Raw genomic sequence first — 25,145 nt, forward strand, 5'->3', positions numbered from 1 at the left:
GCAGGGATGGAAATGGACATCAAGAGCAGAGCCGGCTTTGCCACTGCCTCGCGCCCTCGGTCGCACACCGTTGCCCTTGAGCAACGCATTCTCTTCGATGGCGCTGCAGCCACCGCTGTCGATCAACAGCACCACAGCGATGCCAGTGCTGCCGAGAGCAAGGACACTAGCCACCCTGCGCCTACCGCCAGCGAAGCGCAGACCACAACTGCAGCAACCACGCCACGCAACCTGGTAGTGATCGATGCGCGCGTGGAAAACCGCGACCAATTGGCTGCCAACCTGCCGGCCGGCACCACTGCGCTGGTGGTGGACCCTGGCCAGGATGCCATCGCTGCCATCAGCAATGCCTTGGCGCAACTGGGCAAGGTCGACGCCATTCAGGTGTTCTCCCATGGCGCTTCAGGCCAGTTCACCCTCGGCAACCAGGTGTTCACCAGCCAGACGGTCGAACAGTTGGGTGACCGCCTGAGTGCCTGGAGCAGTGAGTTGAACGCCGGTGCAGATATTCAGCTGTATGGGTGTGATGTGGGTAGCGGCAGCGCTGGCCAGGCTCTGGTCAACGAACTGGCACGCTGGACGGGTGCCGACGTTGGCGCATCGAGCAATGCAACCGGCAATTCGTTGGCCGGCGGCGACTGGCGCCTTGAGGTCAGCAATGGCGATGTCGACAAAGCCATCGCTCTGGCAGCTACCACCCTCGACAGCTTCCAGGGCCTGCTGGCCGATGCCAGCCCTACAGCCAGCCTGAATAGCGGTGGGGCCGAGGTGCAGTTGGGCGAACAATTCACCTTCACCGTAAGCTTCAACAACCCCTCGACCCAGGAAGGCTACGCCCCATTCATCGACGTATTCCTGCCTGCCACCGGCCGCGACGGCGATGATGGTGCCACTTTTGTCTCCGCCACCTACTTGGGCCAGGCGGTGAACAGCTTCGTGATCACTTTCGATGCCAACGGCAATGCCACCCATCCTCTTGCCAAAGATGCCAGCGGCAACGCACTGGTAATCAACGCAGCCAGCGTGGGCATGAAGCCCGGTGACCAGATGGTGGTGCTGCAGTTGCCTTACGCCAGCGTTACCAACGGCCAGCCCAGCATCGACATCCAGATTACCGCGCAACTGAGCAACCTGGCCGACACCAGTTATTCCGACGGCACGCCAAACCTCACCATCAATACCCGTGCGGGCTTCGAATACGGTAACGATTCGCTGAACAACCCTGTGCAAGACCCAAGCCTGGTGGAGAGCGCGCTGCACAGTTTCATCGTCACGCCCACCCTGCTGAAAGTCTCGCAGACGTTGAACATGCCGGAGGGCGAAACGGTCACCGGGCCCAACTTCACCCGCACCCAGACCGTCACCGTCACCCCGGCCCCCGGGCAGACGCTGAGCAATGTCACCATCACCCAGACCGTGCCCGACCAGGTACACGTCAGCGCCATCACGCCAGGGCCGGGCGGCACCCTGACGTCGATCACCTTGCATGACGGTACCGTACTCACCAACCCGGCACTCATCGCTCTGGCACTGGCGAACCCCAATGCTTTCGTGGCCAGCTATGACATCCACTACGACACCCTCAGCGCCGCCAGCACCACGCAAGTCAGTTTCTATGTACCGGAAATCGACGCCAACGGCCGGCCCGTGATCGACCCGGCCACCGGTAACCCGGTAACGATCAACTTCGGCACCGCTAGCGTGACGGGTGACTGGAACCCACTGGACCCGCGCGACCGCCCCACTGACCCGCAAGGCTACCCATTCAACGAAACCGGCAACGGTCAAGGCGCGACGTTCGTCGCCAAGTCGATAACCCTGCTCAAGCAGGTCAACCTGCAGAACGACGTCGGCACCACTGGCCTCACGCCCGGCGATACCTTGCGCTACACCCTGGGCGTGGCGATTTCCGACTTCTTTGCCTTCGGTGAGAACATCCTCGAACAAGGCCAGTTCACCCTGACCGACCTGCTCAGCGATGGCCAGACCTTCGACCCAAGCAACCCTCCGACCCTGGTCATCCAGCAGCATGGCGGCACACAGAGCATTACCCTGATCTACACCCAGACAGTGAATGCCGACGGCAGCACCACGCTGGTCTTCGACATTGCCGAATCCATTCGCCAAGCGGTAGCCGGTCCTGGCGTTGCGGCGCTGTTCGGCGACCTCTACGACGACACTGTGCAGGAGGGCGCCACGCGCCTGAGCATCGTCTACGACGCCCTGATCGACGCCACCTACACCACCGACCACCCGCCCCACGACCAGCTCAACGAAGGCGACAGCGTCGGCAACAACGCCACAGTGGATGCCACCGTGCTGCGTGATGCGGTCAACATCGGGGGCACTCAGACCGACGGTTCCGCCACCACCAGCACCATCCAGTCCTCCACCGTCGATATCGAGCTTACCCAGGTCAACGGCGGCAACCCACCGAGCAACGGCGAACTGCGCCCGGGGGACGTGGTGACCTTCACCATCAACTACGACCTGCTGGTAGCCGACTACGAGAACTTCAAGCTCACGGCCTACCTGCCCTTGCCCCTGCTCAACGCGGCCGGCATCAGCTGGAGCTTTGGCACAGGCGTTGGCCAATGGACGTTCGGCAGCGGTAATACCATTCTCGACGTGCCAGACAGCGTCACCACCGGCCCCGGCAACGCGATCGTCTTCGACTTCGGCAACTACGTGTCCGGGGGGCTAGACGGCGGCACGGTGCAAGTGCGTTTCACCATGGTCGTGGGCGATCAGCCCTATGCCGACCAGCGTGCACTGGACGTGCTGGCGCAATCGAGCCAGACCACCACCGTCGACAAGACCGTGCTCACGTCGTCGGATGTGGCGGTGATCGCGTCGGTCGCCGAACCGGTGCTGGACATCAAGCACGGCGTGGTCGCCAGCAGTAACGGCACAGTCACCGGCACCACCGGCAGCTGGGCAGCCCCCGGCACCAGTGGCGTGCCGTTCAGCGGCAGCGTCACCAGCCTGGCAGCAGTGGACGGCAATGTGAGCGGTATCGATGGCGCTGACACCCTTCGGCTGGCCACTGCCCTGAAGAACAGCGGCGGCGGCGGCGCTTACGACGTCAGCACCAGCATCACGCTGCCCGCCGGCCTGTCATTTGCCGGCGGCAGCCTGGGTGCGGCGAACCTGCAGATCTACCGCGGTGACGGCACCCTGCTGGTGCAGGGCACCGACTACAGCGTCAACGGCAACACCATCACGTTCCTAGACGCCAACGGTCAGGCCACCTTGCTGGCCGGCCGCGCCGGCACCGCCGCCGACCTTTCCGGCAGCAACGTGGTGGTCATCACCTATGACGTGACCGTGGCCAATGCCATCCTCGCCTCCAGTACCCTGCAGAGCACTGCGGCACTGACCAACTACGCCAGCGTCGACGGCGGCCAGGACTTCACACCGACCGACCTGGTCGAAGTCGCCAGCCAGCAGGTTGCCGCCCCGGCCATCAGCAACACCTACAAGGACGGCACCCTCAGCGAAGATGACTCCAGCGCCACGCACACCACCGGCAGCAACCTGGTGATCGGCGAAAGCATCACCTACGACATCGTGGTCACCTTGCCGGAGGGAGCGACGGGCAGCCTGCGCATCAATGACCTGATCCCCCCTGGGCTGCGCCTGGATCCGCGCTTCAATGGCAACCTGGGCTACGAAATCATCACTACCACGGCAGGCAGCGCGGCCTTGACGGCCAACTTCAACGGCGTGCTCAACGTCAACCCGGTGACCCTGGACGGCAGCGACGGCGCCGACCTGCTGCTGGTGTTCGGCAGCGCAGGGAGCACAGCCGACAACATCATTGGCAACAACAGTTTCGTCATCCGCCTGGTGCTGGTGGCCAGCAACGTGGCCGGCAACCAGCAAGGCACCACACTCAACAACAGCGCGCAGCTGGTCTACAGCGACCCTGACGGCGACACGCCCAATGGCGCCACTGCGGTGGATCGCAGCATCAGCAGTGCCCAGCAACCTGGCGTGGCCATCGTCGAACCCACCCTGAGCGTCACCCAGCAGGTAACCTCGACCCCGACCTTCGGCGGATTCGACGAAGGCGATACCGTCACCTTCACCATCACCGTGGCGAACAACTCAGGCACCGATGCGTTCGACATCAGCCTGCTGGACGTGCTGCCGACCGAGATCGACAACCTGGTGATCAGCGGCACGATTCAGTACAACGGCGGGGCCAGCAACAACGGCGGCGTCGATTTCGTCATTCTCAACGGCCAACTGGTGACCGCCAGTGGTGCCAACATCGACATTGCCAACGGCGGCAGCATCGTCATTACCCTGTCCGGCGTGGTCAACGCCACTGCCGCAGGCGAAGCAGCAATCCCCAACAATGTCGAAGTGCGCTGGAGCAGCCTGGACGGCACCAGTAACACCACCGACACCGTCAATGGCGAACGCAGCGGTGACGACGGCCGGCTCAATTCAGGCGCACTCAACGATTACCGCGTGTTGAGTGCCCTGCTGATCCCGGTCACCAATGGCATTCAGGTATCTCGCGTAGGCGGTGTGGCCGACACGCCACCACCCACCAACAGCAGCGGCGCTACCGACACCAGTGGTTTGCTGGAAACCGTGGTGGTCGGTGAAATCGTCCGTTACCGCGTGGCGGTGCTGGTGCCCACCGGCGACAACCCCGATTACCAGATCCGCATCGAACTGGCCGCGGGCCTTGAGTTCATACCCGCCGACCTCAACAATATCCTGATTGCCATGGTATCGAGCCAACTGGGCGGCCTTACCACGGACGCGACCGACCTCCTCAGCGGCGGTACGTTGTACATGACCGGCAACCAGGACAGCGATGTGGCTCTGCCGATTCAGGCAGACCTCAGCGGCACGACACCGTCCGGCACTTTCGACGGCAACAATGGGCGGCTGGTGATCACCACCAACGCCGACGGCAGCCAGACCATCACCTTCAACCTCGGCAACCTGACCAATACCGAGGCCAACGACAGCGACATCGAGGGCGTGATCCTCGAGTTCAACGTGCGGGTCAGCAACGTAGCGGGCAACCAGGCCAGCAGCCAGCTGGGCATGACCGTGTTCGAACACGTGGGTGAAAACGGCGGTGTGGACCGTGGCCAGAGCGATACCGTATTCGAGCGCATCGTGGAGCCCAGCTTCAGCAACCTGGACAAATCGGTCATAGACGTGTCCCCAGGCAGCGGCACCACCGATGCCACAGTATCGGTGAGCTTCACCCAGAACGGCGGTGCGCCGGCCTATAACACCCACCTGGCCGACCAGTTCCCCAGTGGCAGCAACTACCAGGTGCAGAGCATCCTCCTCAACGGCGTGGCACTGGACCTTGGCAACCTGCCCAGTGGGGTGACCTTCAGCGATGGCACGGCAATCGCCGTGGACTTCGCCCGGCTCGCGCCCAACGACTCGGTCCAGGTGATCTATACCGTCACCCTGCCCAACGTCACCATCGCCGACAACGCCGCCAGTGCCGCCGTACTGACCTGGACCAGCCTGCCCACCGACTTCGAAACCACCGGCTGGGGTGGCTCGCTCCCAGCAACAGCTGGTGGTGCTACCGGCGAGCGTACCGGGCAAGACGGCGCCACAGGGCTGAATAACTACATACTCAGCGAAGGTGCCGGCATGGGCGTGGTCCAAGGCACACTATGGGACGACACCCGCAGCGCCACGGATAACGTCACCCCTGACGGCCCTGGCCTGGACGGCATCGGCGTCAGCCTGACCTGGGCCGGCGAGGATGGCGTGTTCGGCAGTGCCGATGACCGTACCTTCAACACCGTGACCGCCAGTGGCGGCCTCTATCAGTTTGCGCTGCTGCCTTCGGGCAGCTACCTCATCGCCGTGGCACAGGACCATCAGGCCAGTGCCAACAACAACTTCCATGTGCGCATCGATACCGACAGCGGCGCCGCAGCAGTCGGCCTGGGCAGCGTAGCTCTCACCCTCGCTGAAGGTTCGACAGGCACGGCCGATGCAGGCTATGTGCATGTGAACGAGGCGCCGATCAACACCGTCTCCGATCAGCGCGGCCAGGAAGACACGGTGTTGCATATCGGCGGCCTGGCCACCAGTGACGTGGATGTGAACGCAGGCACTGCCGATGGCGTCATGACCATCACCCTGACGGTAGTGCATGGGGTCATCTGGCAGGCCGCCACACCGCCTGCAGCCACTGCCACTCCCCCGGCCGGCGCGGGCCGCAGCCTGGTGCTCAGCGGCACTCTGGCCGAACTGAACGTACTGTTGAGCCAGCTCTATTACAAAGGCGACCAGGATTTCAATACCTTCCGCGACCGCGAAACCCTGACCATGGTCACCAATGACCAGGGCAACTTCGGCGATGCACCGCTAAACGGTGATGGCATCCCTGGGCAGAACCCCGCCGATGCGCTGACCGACACGGACGTGATGAATATCGTCATCGACCCGGTCAACGATGCACCGATCGCCAACGCCGACCTGGCCACGGCCGTGGAGGCCGGTGGCCTGAACAATGCCGACCCGGGCGTGAACCCGACCGGCAATGTGCTGAGCAATGATACCGACGTCGATATCCAGACCAACAACGACGTGCTCACCGTAACCCGTATCGCCAGCACCACCACACCCGGTGGCGTGGCAGTAGCGGCCAACGGGGTCACCACCTTGCAGGGGTTGTATGGCACCTTGTCGATTACTGCCGGCGGCGGTTTCCAGTACATCGTCGACAACGACAATCCTGCGGTGCAGGCGCTGCGCACGGCGGGCAACTTCATCAGCGAATCTTTCAATTATGACATCGTCGACAGCGGCGGCCTGACCAGCAGCGCGGTGCTGCAAATCGATATTCATGGCGCCAACGACACTCCCGTGGCACAGGGCGATGCCGCCGCCGCCCTCGAGGCCGGCGGTACCAACAACGGCACGCCCGGGCAAGACGCCACCGGCAATGTGCTGGACAATGACACTGACGTGGATGCCGTGGCGCTGGGCGAGACCAAACAGCTCAGCGCAGTACGCTACGACGGCCCGGGCGGCGGTCGGATCATCCCGGTTGCCAGCGGCCAGTCCGCCAGTGTGCCGGCGACCTTCGGCACCTTGACCATCAACGCCGACGGCAGCTATCGGTATGTCATCGACAACGGCAACGCCGCCGTGCAGGCGCTCTCCCCCGGCCAGACACTGGTCGAGCAGTTCACCTACCAGATGGCCGATGCCGGTGGCTTGAGTTCCATAAGCGTGCTGGTGATCACCGTCCAGGGCGCCAACGATGCCCCGGTGGCCGTGGACGATAGGGGCAGTGCCAGTGCAGGGGCCAGCGACAACAGCCCGGCGCCGGTCAATGCCACCGGCAACGTGATCACCGGCACTGGTGGCGTGGGTGCCGATACCGACGTTGACAATCTGGACCAGCCACCCGCCACCCAACTCAAGGTCGACGGTGTGCGCAGCGGGCTGGAAAGCGCAGGTGGCGCGCTCGCTCCGGTGGCCAGCGGCGCTCCCGCCGCCATCACCGGCACGGTAGCCCGTTTGGCCGACAATAGCCTGATCAGCGGCAACTTCGGCCAGCTCACACTCAACGATGACGGCACCTACAGCTTCGTGGTCAACAGCGCTGACCCCACCATCCGCGCACTGGCCGCCGGGCAAAGCCTGAATGTGATCTTCACCTATCAGGTCCAGGACAGTGGCGGGCTTACCGACCAGGCGCAGTTGGTGATCACGGTAACCGGGGTCAACGACCCTCCCGTGGTCAGCCCGGTCAGCGTCGATGCGATCGAGGCAGGCGGGCTGAACAATGCAAGTCCCGGCCTGGACCCGAGCGGCAGCATCCGTGCAGCGTACAACGACCCGGACGGCGACGCCCTGACCATCAGCGGCGTAATCAGCCCGAATGGCATCAACGGCGCGCCTGGGCAGGCCCTGGCCGGCAACTATGGCAGCCTGGTGCTCGATGCCCAAGGCAACTACCGCTATGTGGTGGACAACGGCAACAGCGCGGTGCAGGCGCTGCGCAGTGACGCTGACAGGCTGACCGAGGTCTTCCAGTACAGCGTCAGCGATGGCAACGGCAAGGTCGTCACGGCCACCTTCACCGTGGTCATCCATGGCCGCAACGACACCCCGATCGCGGCCAACGACAACGCCATTGCCATCGAAGCCGGTGGTAGCAACAACGCTACACCAGGACAACCAGGCAGCGGCAACGCCCTTGGCAACGACAGCGATGTGGACGCAGGCGACAGCAAGAAGGTCGATGGCATTTACCTGGGCACCATTGCAGCCGGCGGTACGTTCATCCAGGTCAACGCCGGCACGACCGTGGTGGCCGGCGCCTATGGCACGCTGAGCATCGATGCCAATGGCAACTACATTTACACCGTCAATGACAGCCTGGCTGCCGTGCAAGCACTCAAGGCCGGTGAGCAACTGCGCGAAACCTTCGTTTACCGCATGCATGACACTGCCGGTGCCAGCGCCCAGGCGCAGATCAACATCACTGTCGAAGGCCGTTACGATACCCCGGTGGCCCGCGACGACCTCGCCTACGCGGTAGCGGTGGACGACGATGGCACGGGTGGGCGCAACCCCACCGGCAATGTGCTGAACAACGACACCGACGTGGATGCCAACGATACCAAGGCGGTCACCGCCGTGGGCGTGGGCGCCGAAAGCAGCAACCCTGGCCTCGACCCACTGGTCGACAGCGCGACCGTCACCACACGCTACGGCACCCTGACCCTCAACGCCGATGGCAGCTACCGCTTCGTGGTCAACTCCAACGATCCCGACATCATTGCCCTCGGCGCGCTGGGCTTTGTCATCCAGCGCTACACCTATCAGGTTACCGACGCTGGGGGGCTGAGCGACACCGCGACGCTGACCATTCTCATCCGCGGCGAGAACCAGCCGCCCGTTGCCGGCCCCGACCAGGGCCAGGCGGTCGAGGCCGGCGGCATGGACAACAATATCCCGGGCAGCGACCCCAGCGGCAACGTGATGGACAACGACAGCGACCCGGACGCCGTCAACATCCTGTTCCCGGAAGTCCTCGAAGTGCTGGCGTTCTGGACTGGTGACGGCCCGCTGCCAGACAACGCCAGCCTGGTCGGGCAAACCCTGCGCGGCCAGTATGGCGACCTTACATTGAATGGTGACGGCAGTTGGAGCTACGTTCTGGACAACAGCCTGCAGGCAGTGCAAGCACTGCGCGTCAGCGGCCAGACCGTGGTGGACAATTTCACCTACTTGCTGGCAGATGTCTGGGGCGGTACCACCAACGGCCTGCTGACCATCACCATCGACGGGCGCAACGACTACCCTGCGGCCAATGATGATACCGCCAACGCGGTGGAAGCTGGCGGCGTGAACAACGGGACGGCGGGCGTCGATCCCAATGGCAATGTGCTGGACAACGATACCGATGTCGACGGCACGCAGTACGGCGAGACGAAGACAGTGGTGCAGTACACCGGCGAAAACGGCAACACCGCAGTCGCCGGCCAGGTGCTGCAGGGCCTGTACGGCACACTCCTGATCAATGCAGACGGCAGCTACCGGTACGTAGTCGACAACAGCAACCCGACCGTGCAGGCCATGCGCAGCGCAGGCCAGTCGCTGCGGGAAGTGTTCACCTACCGCATGCGCGATACCGCCGGTGTGACCTCGGACGCGCGCTTGAGCGTGACTGTGCAGGGCGCCAACGACAACCCGGTGGCCCGCGACGATGCCAATGCGGCCAGCGACCAGGTACCGGCACCGCACACCAGCGGCAACGTGCTGCCCAATGACAGCGATGTGGATGCCGGCGACGGGCTGACCGTGACCGGCATCCGTGCCGGGCAAGAGTCCGGCGCCGGTGCGGCCGGCGTCATCGGCCGCCCCATCGCCGGCCAGTACGGCACCCTGGTGCTCAATGCCGACGGCAGCTACACCTACACCATCGACCTGAGTAATCCCGACGTGCTGGCGGCTGCGGGCCTTGGGCAAGTACTCAAGGACTACTTCACCTACACCCTCAGCGACTTGGCGGGAGCCACCGACCAGGCTGAACTGGTCATCACGCTGGATATTGCCAGCCCATTCATCCCCGCAGGCCCCCATCAGGACCGTGACGGCAGGGACAGCCTGACAGGCCTGCCGCTGCCGGATGTCAACCCGGCGATCTTCGTTGCACCGGTGGTAGAACGGATCAACGAAAGCCTGACCCTGTCCGCCTGGAGCTCCGATGGCAGTGATGTGGGCCTGTTCGCCACGCCAGAAATCGAAAGCCAGTCGATAGGCAGCCAGCTGGGCCAGGTCAACGGGCAATTCGTTGCCAGCGCCGTCGCACAAAGCCGGCGCGCCAGCGCCGAGGACCAGAACTGGATCGACGGCCGCCACGGCGTCATCAGCCTCACCGCAGACGGCCTTTTGCCCGACCCTTCGGTATGGGCAACGGTGGAAGCCGACATGGTGGCGCAACCGGATAAAAGCTCACAGCCAGCGCAGGGCTTTCGTGCGCAATTGCGAGAAGCCGCGCAGCGTCGCGGCAGCGTTGCCCCCTGACGCCGATACATACACGGATGGACCAAGGACAGCCTATGCCCGTATCGAACTTTAAAGCCCTGAGCACTTTCACTGCATTCAGCGTTCTGCTCAGCGCCTGCTCGGCCTTCGAACCCAAGCCCTACACCGAGGACCAGATGCGCCAGCGGGTGATCGAAGACCAGGCCCGCATGTACAAGGAGCAGGAGCCAGTCAATGGACCAATCACCTTCTACGAGGCCTCGGCGCGCGCCCTCAAGTACAACCTCGACTACCGCCTGAAACTGCTGGAAAGCGCGCTGGCATCGGACCTGCGCGATGTCTCCAGCCACGAGATGCTGCCGCGTCTGGTAGCCTCCGCCGGCTACGCCGGGCGCAACAATGATTCCGGTGGCACATCGATCGGCATCGAGGACCGCCAGGTCAGCTTGCGTCCGTCCACCTCCGAAGAACGTTACCGCACCCTTTACAGCCTTGGGCTGTCGTGGAGCCTGCTGGACTTCGGGGTCGCCTACTTCCGCACGCAGCAGAAGAACGACCAGATGCTGATGGCCGAGGAGCGCCGTGAAAAGGTCGCGCAGAACGTGCTGCAGGATGTGCGCAACGCCTACTGGCGCGCCCTCGGCGCACAGCGTCTGCTGCCCGAGGTGGACGGCCTGCTGATGCGCACTCACCGCGCCCTGACCTCAGCCCGCGAAGCCGAAGGCAAAGGCCTGCTGCCGCGCCAGGACATCCTGGCCTACCAGCGCGCCCTGCTCGATTCGGTGTACATGCTCACCGTGCGCCGCCAGGACCTTGAGTTCGCCCGCGCCGAGCTTGCCGCGCTGATGTCGCTGCCACCCAACACCCGCATGGTGCTGGCCGACGTCACCGAGCAGCCGCTGCCACTGCTGACCAGCAACGTCGAACAGCTGGAGCGTCTGTCCCTGGAGCGCCGCCCGGAAATCATGGAGGAGTGGTATCGCAAACGCGTCAGCATGAACGATCTGAAGATCGCCAAGGCACAGCTGTGGCCAAACGTGAGTTTCAACTACGGCTACGAGTACGACTCCAACAAATACCTGTACAACAGTGACTGGAACCAGACCGGCATCAACGTCTCGATGAACCTGCTGCGCCTGCTGCAGTACCCGGACATCACAGCGGCGGAAAAAAGCCAGGAAAAAACCGATGACATGCGCCGCACAGCGCTGTCCATGGCGATTCTCACCCAGGTCCGCGTCGGCCTGCTGCGCTACCAGCTGGCGCGTCAGGAAGTGGAGTTTGCCGACGAAAGCCTGCGCGTTGACCAGAGCCTGCTCAACTACGCGCAGTCATCGCGCAACGCAGCACTGGGCAGCGAGCTGGAACTGATCCGCGCCGAGGGCCGGCTGCTGCTTTCGCGCTATCAGCGCGAGGCTGCCTACTCCGATGCCCAGGCTGCCTGGGGGCGGCTGTACAACTCGATCGGCTTCCAGGTCATGCCCAAGGAAATCGAGCAACATGACGTGAAGACCCTGGCGCAGGAGATTCAACGAACGGTCGAGCAACAGACGCGGGACAACCTGTTGGCGGCAGGCAAGTAGACGGCACACCGGTACCGCATGAACAAATCTTCATAGTGGCTGTGAGCGCCCGTGTTGCGGGATGAAACGCCGGATGCCCGGCTTCGCGCATCGCGCCTGTCTTGAGGCGCGCCCCCGGCACGCGTAGCATCGCCGCCCCGCATCCTTGTGGGAGCCGGCTTGCCGGCGATTCGAGTGCATGGCACTCGTCTACATCCATGTTGGCTGGCCTGGCGTAGTCGCCGGCAGGCCGGCTCCCACAGGTTTGCGTTCGACCGACACACCACCGCCCATGCCCCAACCGATCCCCCTCAAGGACCACGAAAAGGAAAAGCACCTGGTCAACCGCCGGCTCCTGGCTTGCGCTGCCCTGGTCTTCTGCCTGGTCGCCGTGCTGATCGGCCGTCTCTACGTGCTGCAAGTGCTGCAACACGACCAGCAAAGCGCGGTATCGGAAAACAACCGCGTACACGTACTGCCCATCGCACCCGAGCGCGGGCTGATCTACGACCGCAACGGTGTGGTGCTGGCTGACAACAAGCCCAGTTTCGACCTGACCATGACCCGTGAGCGCGCCGGCGATTCGGCCAAGGTGCTCGACACCCTGACCCAGGTCCTGAGCTTGGGCGAGGATGACCGCAAGCAGTTCGACAAGGACCTGCGCCGTGGACGCAAGCCGTTTGAACCGGTCACCCTGATGGTTGGCCTGACCGAGGAGCAGATCGCCCTGGTAGCGGTCAACCAGTTCCGCCTGCCGGGCCTGGATGTAGAACCGCAGTTCATCCGTGAATACCCGCTGGCCGAGCACTTCGCCCATTCGGTCGGCTATGTCGGGCGCATCAATGAAAGGGAAGCCAAGACCCTCGACAGCACCGAGTATCGCGGCACCCAATCGATCGGCAAGACCGGTATCGAACACTTCTACGAAAGCCAGCTGCACGGCCACGTCGGCTACGAGGAGGTCGAGACCAATGCCCAGGGCCGGGTGATGCGCGTGCTCAAGCACCAGGCCCCTACCCCAGGCGAAGACATTGTGCTGAGCCTCGACGCCCACCTGCAAGTGGCTGCAGAAAAAGCCTTGGGCGACCGCCGTGGGGCGGTGGTGGTGCTTGACCCGGCCAACGGCGACGTGCTGGCAATGGTCAGCAACCCCAGTTTCGATCCCAACCTGTTCGTCAAGGGCATCAGCTTTAAACAGTACGCGGCCCTGCGCGATTCCATCGACCGGCCGCTGTTCAACCGCGTGCTGCGTGGGCTGTATGCACCGGGGTCGACGATCAAGCCGGAAGTGGCCATCGCCGGCCTCGACAGTGGCGTGATCACCCCCGGCAGCCGGGTGTTCGACCCCGGGTACTACGAGCTGCCCAACTACGAACACAAGTACCGTAACTGGAACCGCAGCGGCGATGGCTGGGTAGACATGTACACCGCCATCATGCGCTCCAACGACACCTACTTCTACGACCTGGCGCACAAGCTCGGCATCGACCGCCTGCACGACTACATGGCCGAATTCGGCCTTGGCCATAAGGTCTCGCTGGACATGAACGAAGAGGCTTCGGGTTTGATGCCGTCTGCCCAGTGGAAACGCGCCACCCGCCGCCAGGCCTGGTACCCCGGCGAAACGCTGATCCTGGGCATCGGCCAGGGCTACATGCAGGTCACCCCGCTACAACTGGCCCAGGCCACCAGCCTGCTGGCCAGCAAGGGCGTTTGGCACCGCCCGCACCTGGCCATGACCGTGGGGGGTGAAACCCCGGTGGACCCGAACCCGATGCCCGACATCGTGCTGCACGACCGGCATGCCTGGGACCAGGTCAGCCAGGGCATGCAGATGGTCATGCACGACCCGCGCGGCATTGCCCGCGCCGCCGCCGCCGGCGCCCAATACCGCATCGCCGGCAAGAGCGGCACCGCGCAGGTGGTGGCGATCAAGCAGGGGGAGCGCTACAACCGCAACAAGACCCTGGAGCGCCACCGCGACAACGCCCTGTTCGTCGGCTTTGCACCTGCCGAGCACCCGAGCGTGGTGGTGGCCGTGATGATCGAGAACGGCGAGGCCGGCGGCCGGGTGGCCGGGCCGGTCGTGCGCGAGGTGATGGATGCTTACCTGCTGGATGACCAAGGGCACCTGAAACCGCAGTATGCCGGTGGTGCAGTGCTCAAGCAGGCTCCGCACACCTGAGGCAGCCCGACAGCTTAGCGCTGGCACGCCCATGGTCACATTTCGGTCACGCCACTGTCGTAATCTGCCGGGCAACTCTGTGCCAAAGGTCGCCCGGCATGCTCCGTCTGTTGCTCTTGCTGCTTCCCCTGCTCCCCCTGACGGCCGTGGCCGAGCCTGTGCACCTGCGCGTGCAAGGTTCCAACACCATCGGCGCGGCCCTCTTGCCTGCGCTGGTGCAGGGGCATTTGTGGGCGCAACAGGCAACGGCGATCGAGCAACGGCCAGGCGCTGTGGCCAACGAGACCGTGATAACCGCCGTTGATGCCCAGGGCCAGCCTCTGCGTATCGACATCGCGGCGCACGGCTCGAGCACCGGCTTTATCGCGCTTGGCCGTGGCGAGGCCGACCTGGCCGCAGCGTCTCGCCCCATCAACGATGCCGAGGTGCGCCAGCTCAAGGCGCTGGGTGACTTGCGTGCAGCCGGTGCCGAGCAAGTGATCGGTCTGGATGGTGTTGCAGTGTTCGTCCACCCCGACAATCCCCTGCCACAGCTCACCACCGAGCAATTGGCACACATCTTCTCGGGGCGCATCCAGTATTGGGAGCAACTGGGCTTGGCAGGCGGCCCGATACACCTCTATGCACGCGACGACCGCTCCGGTACCTTCGAGACCTTCAAGGCACTGGTGCTGGAACCGCACCAGAGTGAACTGGCCCAGCAGGCGCAGCGTTTCGAATCCAGTGATGAGTTGGCCGATCGGGTACGTACAGATCGCCAGGCCATCGGGTTCAGCAGCCTGGCAGCGGTGCACGGAGCCAAGGTGCTGGCGATCGCCGAAGGCGATGCGCCAGCCATGCTGCCGGACCGCCCGCTGGTGGCGAGCGAGGATTACCCCCTGTCACGCCGGCTGTACTTCTATTTGCCCGCCAACGCCAAACCCCAGGCCAGGGCCTTGGCAGAATTCGCCCAAAGCCCTGCCGGCCAGGCCATCGTCGCCGAGCAAGGGTTCGTCTCACAGCAGGTCAAGTCCCTGGCTGTACCGGCGCAGGTCGACATGCCGCCGCGCTACCGCAACTTGGCGCAGAAGGCCCAGCGCCTGAGCGTCAACTTCCGCTTCCAGGAAGGCAGTGCCAGCCTCGACAACAAAGCGCTGCGCGACATACAGCGCGTCGCCGACTACCTGCGCCAGGCCGGCAAGCTGCACAGCAAGGCGGTGCTGGTCGGCTTTGGCGACACCAAGGCAACACCGGGCCGTGCCGCCCTGCTCTCGCGCCTGCGAGCACAGGCGGTACGCCGTGAGCTGGCGCGCGATGGCGTCGAAGTGCTGGAGGTGACCGGCATGGGCGACGAGTTGCCGGTTGCGGGTAACGAGCTGGAACAGGGACGCTTGCGTAACCGCCGGGTGGAGGTTTGGGTGTACTGAGGCAGGCAGCCGCGCACAGGCTCAGGCAAAAATTTGTAACAGCGCGCCATTCGGCATCACGGGGAAATGGGTCTAGGCTCAAACCCATGTGATACCGGGCCCCTCTGACGGCTACCGCGCCGCCATGTCGGATCACTGTTGCCATGCAACGTCGACAATCAAGGAGGGGCTCATGACAGCTCTACACACATTTCTCACAACACCATTCCTCGGTACCAGCACCTGGTTGTGGCTGGTGTTCATGGCCATCGTCATCGGCCTGCTGGTACTCGACCTGGGCGTGCTGCACCGCAAAGAACGTGAAATCGAAATGCGCGAAAGCCTGCTGCTGTACTCGGGCTATTTCAGCGTGGGCGTGCTGTTCGGCGCGTGGGTCTGGTACCAACTGGGCGCGCAGTCGGCGCTTGAGTTCTACACCGGTTTTTTGGTCGAACAGTCCTTGTCGATGGACAACGTGTTCGTCATGGCGATGATTTTCGGTTTCTTCGCCATCCCCCGTCGTTACCAGCATCGGGTGCTGTTCTGGGGCATCCTGGGGGTGGTGTTCCTGCGTGCGATCATGATCGGCGTGGGCGCAACACTGGTGCAAAACTTTGAATGGGTGCTGTACATCTTCGGGGCATTCCTGCTGTTTACCGGGGTAAAAATGGCGTTTTCGAAAGAAGACAGCCACCCCGACCTGGCCAACAACCCGGTGCTCAAGTTTGTCAGGCGGCACATGCGCGTGACCGACCAGATTCACGGTTCACACTTCTTCGTGCGCCTCACCCCGCCAGGCGAGAGCAAGGCATTGCGCTATGCCACACCGCTGTTCCTGGCGCTGGTGCTGATCGAGCTGGCCGACCTGGTGTTTGCCGTCGACAGCGTGCCTGCAATCTTCGCCATCACGCAGGATCCGTTCATCGTCTACACCTCGAACATCTTTGCCATTCTCGGTTTGCGTTCACTGTACTTTGCCTTGTCGGCATTGATGCACCGCTTCGTTTACCTCAAGTACGCACTGGCGCTGGTGCTGATTTTCATCGGCTGCAAGATCTTCTACCACGGCATGGTGGGCAAGGTGCCAGCACTGCTGTCGCTGGGCGTGACGTTCGGGTTGTTGCTCGGTGGGGTGGTGGTGTCGCTGATCAAGACGCGTGGGCAGAAAGCGGTCATGGATGAAGCGCAAGGGGAACAGCCCCCATCCGCACAGACCAAGAGCGCCAAGAAGGAAGAAGACCCGCAATTGCGGGTCTGACCTTCCCCTTTCCCCTGAGTTTCCTCGATAAACTCAGGACAGCCGGATCAATTCATTTTGGAAAACTTCATCACTAACGCTGCAACTGTTAACCAACCGAAACCAATGATGGTCAGCCATGCAGATATGGCCAGCCGGCGTTTTAGCGCGGCGGGGAATGCTTTTAGCTCCTCAGCATCCACCTGCCCGCGACGCAATACAAAACCTGGGAAGTTGATCAGATTGCCGATCGTACACACCAATAAAAAACGCCACTTGAAACTGGAAGTACCCCAAGTAACCTTTAAGGCCTCAACATATGAATTGCTTGTAATGGAAGAGCAAACAACATCATAGTCGCGCGTCAAAGTGATATATGCATTCATCGCAATTCCGGCCAGAGAAATCACAAACGGCATAATCAAGAATGTTAGTTTTACGGCTACGGGCCAAGCATCAAAACTCATCATCTGAAGACTCAAAAATGTATTCGCCAATACCCTCACCGGCCCACTCACCTAACTTTCCGCCAGCAAAACCGCTTCCTCCGACTACTAAAACACCGCACAGTGGCACCGCTAATCCGCCGGTCCCAACGGCAAATCCAGCACATACTGCTCCGGCAGCCCATGTCGCCAATGCCGAAGCCGCCATTCCACCCCCTACCCCGCCGCCAAACTTTCCAGACTCTACGAAGCGGGCCTTCCTGCACGCCTCAGTGCTCCCGGCTTGGCAGACCTCCCTCACGTTGAGGTACGACGATGTCGCACCGAGCCCAATGGCTACATTGCCACCTTGCTTGAGATACTTGGATAGCTTCGCCACCTTGTCCAGATGCGTTGCATACCCCGGTATCTGCCCGGCCCCACCCGCCTTCGACCAATGATGAACAAGACTTTTCGTCGAAATATTCAGGCTTTTCTTCAGCCGCTCGTAACTGCCAAGATTCAGCTGTTTATTTAGAAACGCCACCTTCAGTTGATTGTCCAACTGCTGCAACAACTGGCGCCGCGACGCAAAAAACTCTCGACTGTTCAAATGCCCATGTCGCAAAAATTCGCGTTGGTGCAATTGCTCTATCTGGGTCAGGGTATTCCTTACCTGTTTCAATCCCTGGTCCAGCATGTCCTTGCCCCCTCCCATCGACTGGCTCGCGCTACTGAGCAACCCGGCAATCTCAGCCTGGTGCTGCACCATGAAATCCGACTCCGCAAAATCAAGTGCCGCTAACGCGTGCCGCACCTGTTGAGCGGCCGCCATCAGTGTGGCTTCCTCGCGGGTACAGGCATCACCATTGTCCGGGTCTGCGATGACGAAGATTTCTCCGGCCTTGAAACCTTGTTCGAACGTGGGGTTCAGCCGCTGCAGACGGGAAATCGGCAACGTAGCGTCATGCTCGAACAGTTTGAGCAACACCTGGGAGAACGACATGCTTCGGGGGACGATAAAGAAACCAGGTTCCAGTGAACCGGGCATTGCATTTGCAAAACTTTGCGAAAAGCTCTGCGAGTAAGCAGCAGGCGATACTGCGGGGGAAAGCCCGCGATTGGCGGCATATGCCTGCCTGGCTGAGGGTGCCTCGCCCAGCGGTGCAACGACCCGATTGCTACCGGGCGGGCAGCCGCAATTGACCCGTGCGCCATCCATGGCCACGGCACGACCGTCGGAAATGAAATGCCACACACCTTCGGCGACGGTCCCTGCCTCGCCGCAGAGGGGGCAGGGTGTTGTGCTGTCTCCCACCCTGAGGACCATGCGCCCATTAGTCAAAGACCTGGCCCCGGTAGCGATACAAACAGCGCCAGTGGTAGTGGTGTCCCCATCTACCGCCTGGCCTTTCCCATCCAGGTTGAAACGCATTGGCAAGTTCCCTGTGCATTGGTGAGGTTTCGAAACCTAACACCTGCAACAGGGCTTCCAGTGCCTGAAACTGAAAACGAGACGCTTCCTACATCTGCCGCTTACCTTACTTACAAAGACACCCAGAAAAAGTTCGTCGAGCGGGCCCTCACCGCCCGCTACGCAACATATCCACCGGCACATACTTGCCGATCTCATACTTGCCAATCGCCGCCCGGTGCACCTCATCCGGCCCATCAGCCAGGCGCAAGGTACGCTGCATCGCGTACATGTACGCCAGCGGGAAATCCCCACTCACCCCTGCCCCACCATGGAGCTGAATCGCACGGTCGATCACCTTCAATGCGACATTCGGCGCCACCACCTTGATCTGGGCGATCTCACTGCGCGCCACCTTGTTGCCGACCGTGTCCATCATGTACGCCGCCTTGAGGGTCAGCAGCCGCGCCATGTCGATTTCCATGCGTGAGTCAGCGATCTTGTCGACATTGCCGCCCAGCCGTGCCAGCGGCCGGCCGAACGCGGTGCGCTCGACGGAGCGCCTGCACATCAGCTCCAGCGCCCGTTCGGCCATGCCCACCGAACGCATGCAGTGGTGAATACGGCCTGGGCCCAGGCGCCCCTGAGCGATCTCGAAGCCGCGCCCCTCACCAAGGATCACGTTTTCGTAGGGCACACGCACGTTCTCGAACAACACCTCGGCGTGGCCATGGGGTGCGTCGTCGTAGCCGAAGACGGGCAACGGCCGAACGATCTTCACCCCCGCTGCGTCGGTCGGCACCAGCACCATCGAGTGCTGCTGGTGGCGCGGGCCATCAGGGTTGGACAGGCCCATGAAGATCATCACCTTGCAGCGCGGGTCGCAGGCCCCGGAGGTCCACCACTTGCGGCCGTTGATCACCCACTCATCACCGTCACGCACGGCAGTGGCGGCCATGTTGGTGGCGTCCGAGGAGGCCACGTCCGGTTCGGTCATGGCAAAAGCCGAGCGAATCTCGCCCCGCAGCAGAGGCTCCAGCCACTGGCGCTTCTGCGCCTCGCTGCCATAGCGCACCAGCACCTCCATGTTGCCGGTGTCCGGCGCCGAGCAGTTGAAGGGCTCCGGCCCCAGCAGCGAGCGGCCCATGATCTCGGCCAGGGGCGCGTATTCCAGGTTGCTCAGGCCGGCACCGTACTGCGACTCGGGCAGGAACAGGTTCCACAGGCCCTCTGCGCGGGCCTTGGCCTTGAGTTCTTCCATGATTGCGGTGGGCTGCCAGCGGTCACCCTCGGCGACCTGGCGCTCGAACACCGGTTCGGCGGGATAGACATGGGCATCCATGAACGCAGTGACGCGCTCGCGCAGAGCCTGGACCTTGGGTGAATAGGCGAAATCCATCGGGGCTACCTTCACGGTTCGAAGTACATGGGCAGAGCCTAGAGCAGCGCAGCTCAATCCACCTAGTCTATTTTCTGTGTGTATAAACATTCATAACCGATATATGATCGGCCGATAATTCCAACAAAGAGCGGCGCCCATGAACCTCAGCAAGGTCGACCTGAACCTGTTCATCGTCTTCGATGCGATCTACACCGAAGCCAACCTGACCCGCGCCGGGCAGATCGTCGGTATTACCCAACCAGCGGTGTCAAACGCTCTCTCGCGCCTGCGCGAAACCTTCAACGACCCTTTGTTCGTGCGCACCGCCCAGGGCATGGTGCCCACCCCCATGGCGCAGAACATCATCGGCCCGGTGCGCAACGCGTTGGCGCTGCTGCGCACCTCGGTGCAGGAAAGCCGCATCTTCAACCCGCAGCAGGCCAACAAGACCTTCCGCATCAGCATGACCGACCTTACCGAAGCGGTGATCCTGCCCCCGCTGTTCCAGCGCCTGCGGCGGCTGGCGCCTGCGGTGCTGATCGAGAGCTTCCTGTGCAAGCGCCGCGAAACTACCAAGGAGCTGGCTGCAGGGCGCCTGGACTTCGCCGTCGACGCACCCTTGAACACAGATCCGCAGGTGCGCCATGTCAAGCTGATGCAGGACCGATACGTCTGCGCCCTGCGCCAGGGCCACCCGCTGGCCGACGCCAAACTCACCGTCGAGAGCTACCTGGGCATGACCCATATCCATATTTCCAGCCGTCGAAACGGCCTGGGTTATGTCGATCTGGCGCTAGGCAAAATGGGCGTGCAACGCAAGGTCGCCCTGCGCTCGCAACATTACCTGATGGCTTCACAGGTGCTGCAACAGACCGACATGGCGATGACCGTGCCAGAACGGTTTGCCCGTCGCCACCAATTGCGCTACCAGCCCTTGCCGGTGGAAGTGCCTGCGCTTGAAACGCACCTGTACTGGCATGAAAGCACCGACCAGGACCCGGCCAACCGCTGGATGCGCGAGCAGATCATCGAGTTGTGCCAACGGGTGGTAGCGGAAGAAGAACGGGCGCCGGAACCCGTGTGACCCCTCCGGCACCCTCTAAATGGCCTACGATCAACCGCCTTTGGAGAATATTTTTCTACAAAACCTGTTAAATCATGAAATCAAGGGCAAAAATTTTCGCAGCGCCGAGGGTACGCTTGCTGTCAGGATCGCCGAACCCGCGGCGACAGCGACGGACCCACCGCCATGCCCAGCTCCCCACTCTATTTCGACTACGCCGCCACCACACCGGTAGACGAGCGCGTCATCGAAACCATGCTCACCTGCCTCGGCCGCCAGGTGAACTTCGGCAACCCCGCCTCCTCCGGTCACGCCTACGGCCAGAGCGCCCGCGATGCCGTCGAGCAAGCTCGCCAGCAAGTGGCCGACTGTGTCGGGGCGAGCGCGGAGGATCTGGTCTGGACATCGGGCGCCACCGAGTCCAACAACCTTGCACTCAAAGGCATCGCCCAGGGCATGGGCCAGCCAGGCCACCTGATTACCAGTCAGCTCGAGCACAAGGCCGTGCTCGATACCGTCAGCGAACTGGAGCGCCAAGGGTGGGCAGTCACCCGCCTGGCACCGGATGCTGCCGGCCTGATTCAACCCTATGACGTACAAGCGGCCCTGCGCGACGATACCCGCCTGGTGTCACTGATGGCGGTCAACAACGAACTGGGCACCGTCACCGATTTCGCTGCCATTGGCGAACGTGTGCGCGCCCATGGCGCTTTGCTGCACGTGGATGCAGCCCAGGCGGTGGGCAAGCTGGCCATCGATTTGCGGGCGATGGCGGTAGACTTGATGTCGTTTTCTGCCCACAAGGTCTATGGGCCAAAAGGCATCGGTGCGCTGTATGTCGGGGCTCGCGCACGTGCCTTGATGCGTGCGCAGATTCACGGTGGTGGCCATGAGCGTGGGCTGCGCTCAGGCACCCTGCCTACCCATCAGATCGTTGGCATGGGCAGCGCCTTCGCCCTGGCCGGCCAGCCTGGCGACAGCGAGCACCAGCGCATCGAGCGGCTTGCCAGGCGGCTGCGCGAGGGGCTGCTGGCAGTGCCAGGGGTCAAGCTTAACGGCTGCGCCGACCAGCGCATTGCGCATACCTTGAACCTGTGTATCGAGGCCCCGGGCTTCAACAGCATGGCGCTGGCCGGTGAGCTGGCGCTGTCGACCACCTCGGCGTGCAATTCGGCGAGCCACGCGCCGTCGCATGTGCTGCTGGCGTTGGGGCTGGATGAGGCGCAGGCGCGCAAAAGCGTGCGCATGAGCATCGGGCGGTTTACCGGCGAAGCCGAGGTAGACAAAGCGATTGAGGTGTTCGAACGCACAGTTGCGGGGGCTTCGCTGGCCTTGTGGTGAACCTGGGCTTTACCGTTTGCTGAGCCGTCCTCTTCGCGGGTTTGCCCGCGAAGAGGACGGGTCGACGACGCCTGCCTCAAAGGAAGGTAAATACCTTCGAAACCGGCAAGCGCGACTTGTTCAGCCCGGCATTGAAGTCCGACTCGCTACGGTAACCCAGGCTCAGCACCACTACGCTGGTGTAACCCTGCTCACGTAGGCCCAGTTCGGCATCCATGATCTTGCTGTCGAAACCTTCGATCGGCGTTGCGTCCAGGCCATGGGCGGCAGCGCCGAGCAACGCAGTACCCAGGGCCAGGTAGGTCTGCTTCTCCATCCAGTGCTGCAGGTCTTTCTGATCGTAGCGGTGCAGGTTCACATAATGGCGACGGCTCTGGTTCTGGCCGGCACGGGCCTGATCATCACGAAAACGTCCGTCAGCCGCTTCCTGGTCGAGCACGGCGTCCAGGTGTGCTTCGGTCATGTCGGTGCGGGTGCAGAACACGATCACATGGGAAGCATCGAGGATCTTCGACGTGTTGTAGGCAAAACCGTCCAGCGTGCTCTTGGCCAGACGTGCCTTGCCCTCGGCGCTGTCGGCCACGATGAAGTGCCATGGCTGCGAATTGACCGAGGATGGGCTGTGGCGCAGCTGCTCGAGCAAGGCGTCGATGGTGGCCTGAGGGATCTTGCGGGCAGCATCGTACGCCTTGGTGGTGTAGCGGCGCTTGGCCAGAGAAACGGTATCCATGTTGCAACTCCTTAAGCGGAACGGGACGTGTGGCGCATATTATCTTTCCTACAAACCAGAAAAAGCGGCAAAATGCAGCAACACTTTCACCCATGGAGTGAAAATGCTCCGCATCGCCGACCTCGAACTGTTCGTGCGCAGCAGCGTACTGGGAAGTTTCACCGCCGCTGCCCACGAGGCAGACCTGCTGCCCGGGCAGGTCGCAGCCGCCATCAAACGCCTGGAGCGCGACCTGGACGTGCGCCTGTTCGCACGTACCACCCGCAGCCTGCGCCTGACAGCCGAGGGTGAGCTGTACCTGCCCACCGCGCTCAGCGTGCTGCAGAGCCTGCGCCAGGGCCGCGATAACCTGCACGGCGCGCACAGCACCCTGCGTGGGGTGCTGCAGGTGTCGGCGCCCTCGGACCTTGGCCGCAACATCCTGCTGCCGTGGTTGAGTGATTTTCGCCGTGAGCATCCTGAGCTGACCCTGCGGCTGCACCTGTCCGACCACGTTGCCGACCTGTTCCGCGACCCGGTGGACGTGGCCATACGTTATGGCCTGAACGAAGAAGCCAACTACATCGCCCTGCCACTGGCACCGTGGAATCGCCGCGTGCTGGTGGCCTCGCCGGCCTACCTGGCGCGTCATGGGCGGCCGCAGATGCTGGATGACTTGCAGCAGCACGCGTGCCTGCTTTACCTGCAACAGGGGCGAACCTACGACAAGTGGCGGCTGGGCAACCGTACCGTGCAGGTGAGCGGCCCGCTGTTCAGCGACGATGCCGATGTGGTGCGGCGCTGGGCCGTGCTCGGCGAGGGCATTGCCTACAAGTCGTGGCTGGATGTCAGCGCCAATGTGGCGACTGGCGAACTGGAAGTGCTGCTGCCGGAGCACCCGGGCGAACTGAGCCCGGTAACCTTGGTGTGCCCACACCGCAAGCAGCTGTCGCCTGCGGTATCGCAGTTGCACCTGTGGCTGCGGGAGCGTTTCGCGGCACAGCAGCCGCACTGAAGCCTGCGGTGCACAATTGTTCTAAACGCAGGTGGGGTTCTGCGTTAAGGTGAACTGCCCTACCCTCTGCAGCCTCGCCGCCATGCCCGACTGGATCGACCTCAAGCAAGACGCCGACACCGGCATCGAGTCGGTGCGTGCGCATTTCGTTGGCCACGCCTACGACCCGCACTGGCACGACAGCTTTCTGGTAGGGGTCACCGAGCAGGGTGTGCAGCAGTTCCATTGCCGCCGTACACGCCATCACAGCACGCCCGGGCAGGTGTTTCTGCTCGAGCCTGGCGACATTCACGACGGCGATGCGCCAACGGCAGAAGGCTTTACTTATTCGACCCTGTACCTGGAGCCAAAATGGCTTGAGGCCGAGCTACGCGTGCTGTTCGAGCAGGCGCCCAGTGACAGCCTGCCAAGCTTCGCCGATACGCTGTGCGATGATCGCCAGCTTGCCCGCGCAACTACCCTCGCCTTTCAGGCGGTGCATGGTGGCGAAATGCGCATCGTGCGGCAAACTGCCACCGATGACCTGCTCAGTTGCCTCACCGGCCACCTGCACTGGCGCAAGCGCTTGAACCCCGACCCGCGCCTGCCGCTGACGGCACAGCGGGCGCGCGACTACCTGCATGCCCACCTCGACCAAGACATCGGCCTGGACGACCTGGCACTGGCCTGCGGCGTGGACCGCTTCCGCCTGACCCGTGCGTTCAAGGCCGCATTCGGCCTGGCGCCGCACGCCTATCTGATCCAGCTGCGCCTGGCCCGTGCCCGGCGTTTGCTTGCCCAAGGCCAGACACCGACCGAAGTGGCCATGGCGCTCGGCTTTGCTGACCAGAGCCACCTGGGGCGCTGGTTCCGCCGTGCCTACCGGCTCACCCCAGCGGACTACCGGCGCCGCTGCTCAAACCTTCCAGACTGACACGCA

General features: G+C 62.9%; 13 protein-coding genes. 9 read left to right on the top strand and 4 right to left on the bottom strand.

The window, feature by feature from the left end; genetic code table 11:
- Positions 1–12: 12 nt before the first annotated feature.
- The 5 genes from ACMGF5_RS24325 to ACMGF5_RS24345 all read left to right on the top strand — a co-directional run bounded on the left by ACMGF5_RS24325 (position 13) and on the right by ACMGF5_RS24345 (position 16,899).
- Positions 13–10,548, top strand: coding sequence for a VCBS domain-containing protein (locus tag ACMGF5_RS24325; RefSeq protein ID WP_414157358.1), 10,536 nt, complete (start codon positions 13–15; stop codon positions 10,546–10,548).
- A gap of 35 nt (positions 10,549–10,583) precedes the next feature.
- Positions 10,584–12,092, top strand: coding sequence for a TolC family protein (locus ACMGF5_RS24330; protein WP_115274511.1), 1,509 nt, complete (start codon positions 10,584–10,586; stop codon positions 12,090–12,092).
- 271 nt (positions 12,093–12,363) lie between these two features.
- Positions 12,364–14,256 (top strand): penicillin-binding protein 2, encoded by a 1,893-nt coding sequence (gene mrdA, locus ACMGF5_RS24335; protein ID WP_115274510.1) that lies wholly within the window; start codon positions 12,364–12,366, stop codon positions 14,254–14,256.
- 98 nt (positions 14,257–14,354) lie between these two features.
- On the top strand, positions 14,355–15,662 hold the full coding sequence (locus tag ACMGF5_RS24340) for a substrate-binding domain-containing protein (protein WP_115274509.1): 1,308 nt from the start codon (positions 14,355–14,357) through the stop codon (positions 15,660–15,662).
- Positions 15,663–15,834: 172 nt separating this feature from the next.
- On the top strand, positions 15,835–16,899 hold the full coding sequence (locus tag ACMGF5_RS24345; protein ID WP_119687262.1) for a TerC family protein: 1,065 nt from the start codon (positions 15,835–15,837) through the stop codon (positions 16,897–16,899).
- Positions 16,900–16,946: 47 nt separating this feature from the next.
- Here ACMGF5_RS24345 and ACMGF5_RS24350 read toward each other — a convergent pair whose 3' ends face one another.
- The 3 genes from ACMGF5_RS24350 to ACMGF5_RS24360 form a co-directional block, all read right to left on the bottom strand.
- Complete coding sequence (locus tag ACMGF5_RS24350; RefSeq protein WP_115274507.1) at positions 16,947–17,348, bottom strand: hypothetical protein; 402 nt, start codon at positions 17,346–17,348, stop codon at positions 16,947–16,949.
- Positions 17,335–18,738, bottom strand: coding sequence for a PAAR domain-containing protein (locus ACMGF5_RS24355; protein ID WP_414157359.1), 1,404 nt, complete (start codon positions 18,736–18,738; stop codon positions 17,335–17,337). Before ACMGF5_RS24355 ends, ACMGF5_RS24350 begins: the two co-directional genes overlap by 14 nt.
- A 148-nt stretch (positions 18,739–18,886) precedes the next feature.
- A complete protein-coding gene (locus ACMGF5_RS24360) occupies positions 18,887–20,116 on the bottom strand; it encodes an acyl-CoA dehydrogenase (RefSeq protein ID WP_115274505.1) in 1,230 nt (409 codons plus the stop codon).
- Positions 20,117–20,255: 139 nt separating this feature from the next.
- Here ACMGF5_RS24360 and ACMGF5_RS24365 point away from each other — a divergent pair, with 139 nt between their 5' ends.
- Positions 20,256–21,182, top strand: a complete 927-nt coding sequence (locus tag ACMGF5_RS24365) for a LysR family transcriptional regulator (RefSeq protein WP_046785795.1) — start codon at positions 20,256–20,258, stop codon at positions 21,180–21,182.
- A gap of 165 nt (positions 21,183–21,347) precedes the next feature.
- On the top strand, positions 21,348–22,502 hold the full coding sequence (locus ACMGF5_RS24370) for a cysteine desulfurase family protein (protein ID WP_237858725.1): 1,155 nt from the start codon (positions 21,348–21,350) through the stop codon (positions 22,500–22,502).
- 76 nt (positions 22,503–22,578) lie between these two features.
- Here ACMGF5_RS24370 and nfsB read toward each other — a convergent pair whose 3' ends face one another.
- Positions 22,579–23,232 (bottom strand): oxygen-insensitive NAD(P)H nitroreductase, encoded by a 654-nt coding sequence (gene nfsB / locus ACMGF5_RS24375; RefSeq protein ID WP_237858727.1) that lies wholly within the window; start codon positions 23,230–23,232, stop codon positions 22,579–22,581.
- A gap of 103 nt (positions 23,233–23,335) precedes the next feature.
- Here nfsB and ACMGF5_RS24380 point away from each other — a divergent pair, with 103 nt between their 5' ends.
- Together ACMGF5_RS24380 and ACMGF5_RS24385 are read left to right on the top strand one after the other, a co-directional pair.
- Complete coding sequence (locus ACMGF5_RS24380; protein ID WP_119687264.1) at positions 23,336–24,226, top strand: LysR family transcriptional regulator; 891 nt, start codon at positions 23,336–23,338, stop codon at positions 24,224–24,226.
- A gap of 82 nt (positions 24,227–24,308) precedes the next feature.
- Entirely contained in the window at positions 24,309–25,139 is an 831-nt protein-coding gene (locus ACMGF5_RS24385) for an AraC family transcriptional regulator (RefSeq protein WP_115274501.1), read from the top strand.
- The last annotated feature ends 6 nt before the right edge of the window (positions 25,140–25,145 follow it).

The organism is Pseudomonas sp. BNK-15 (assembly GCF_047456105.1).
GTDB lineage: Bacteria > Pseudomonadota > Gammaproteobacteria > Pseudomonadales > Pseudomonadaceae > Aquipseudomonas > Aquipseudomonas putida_E.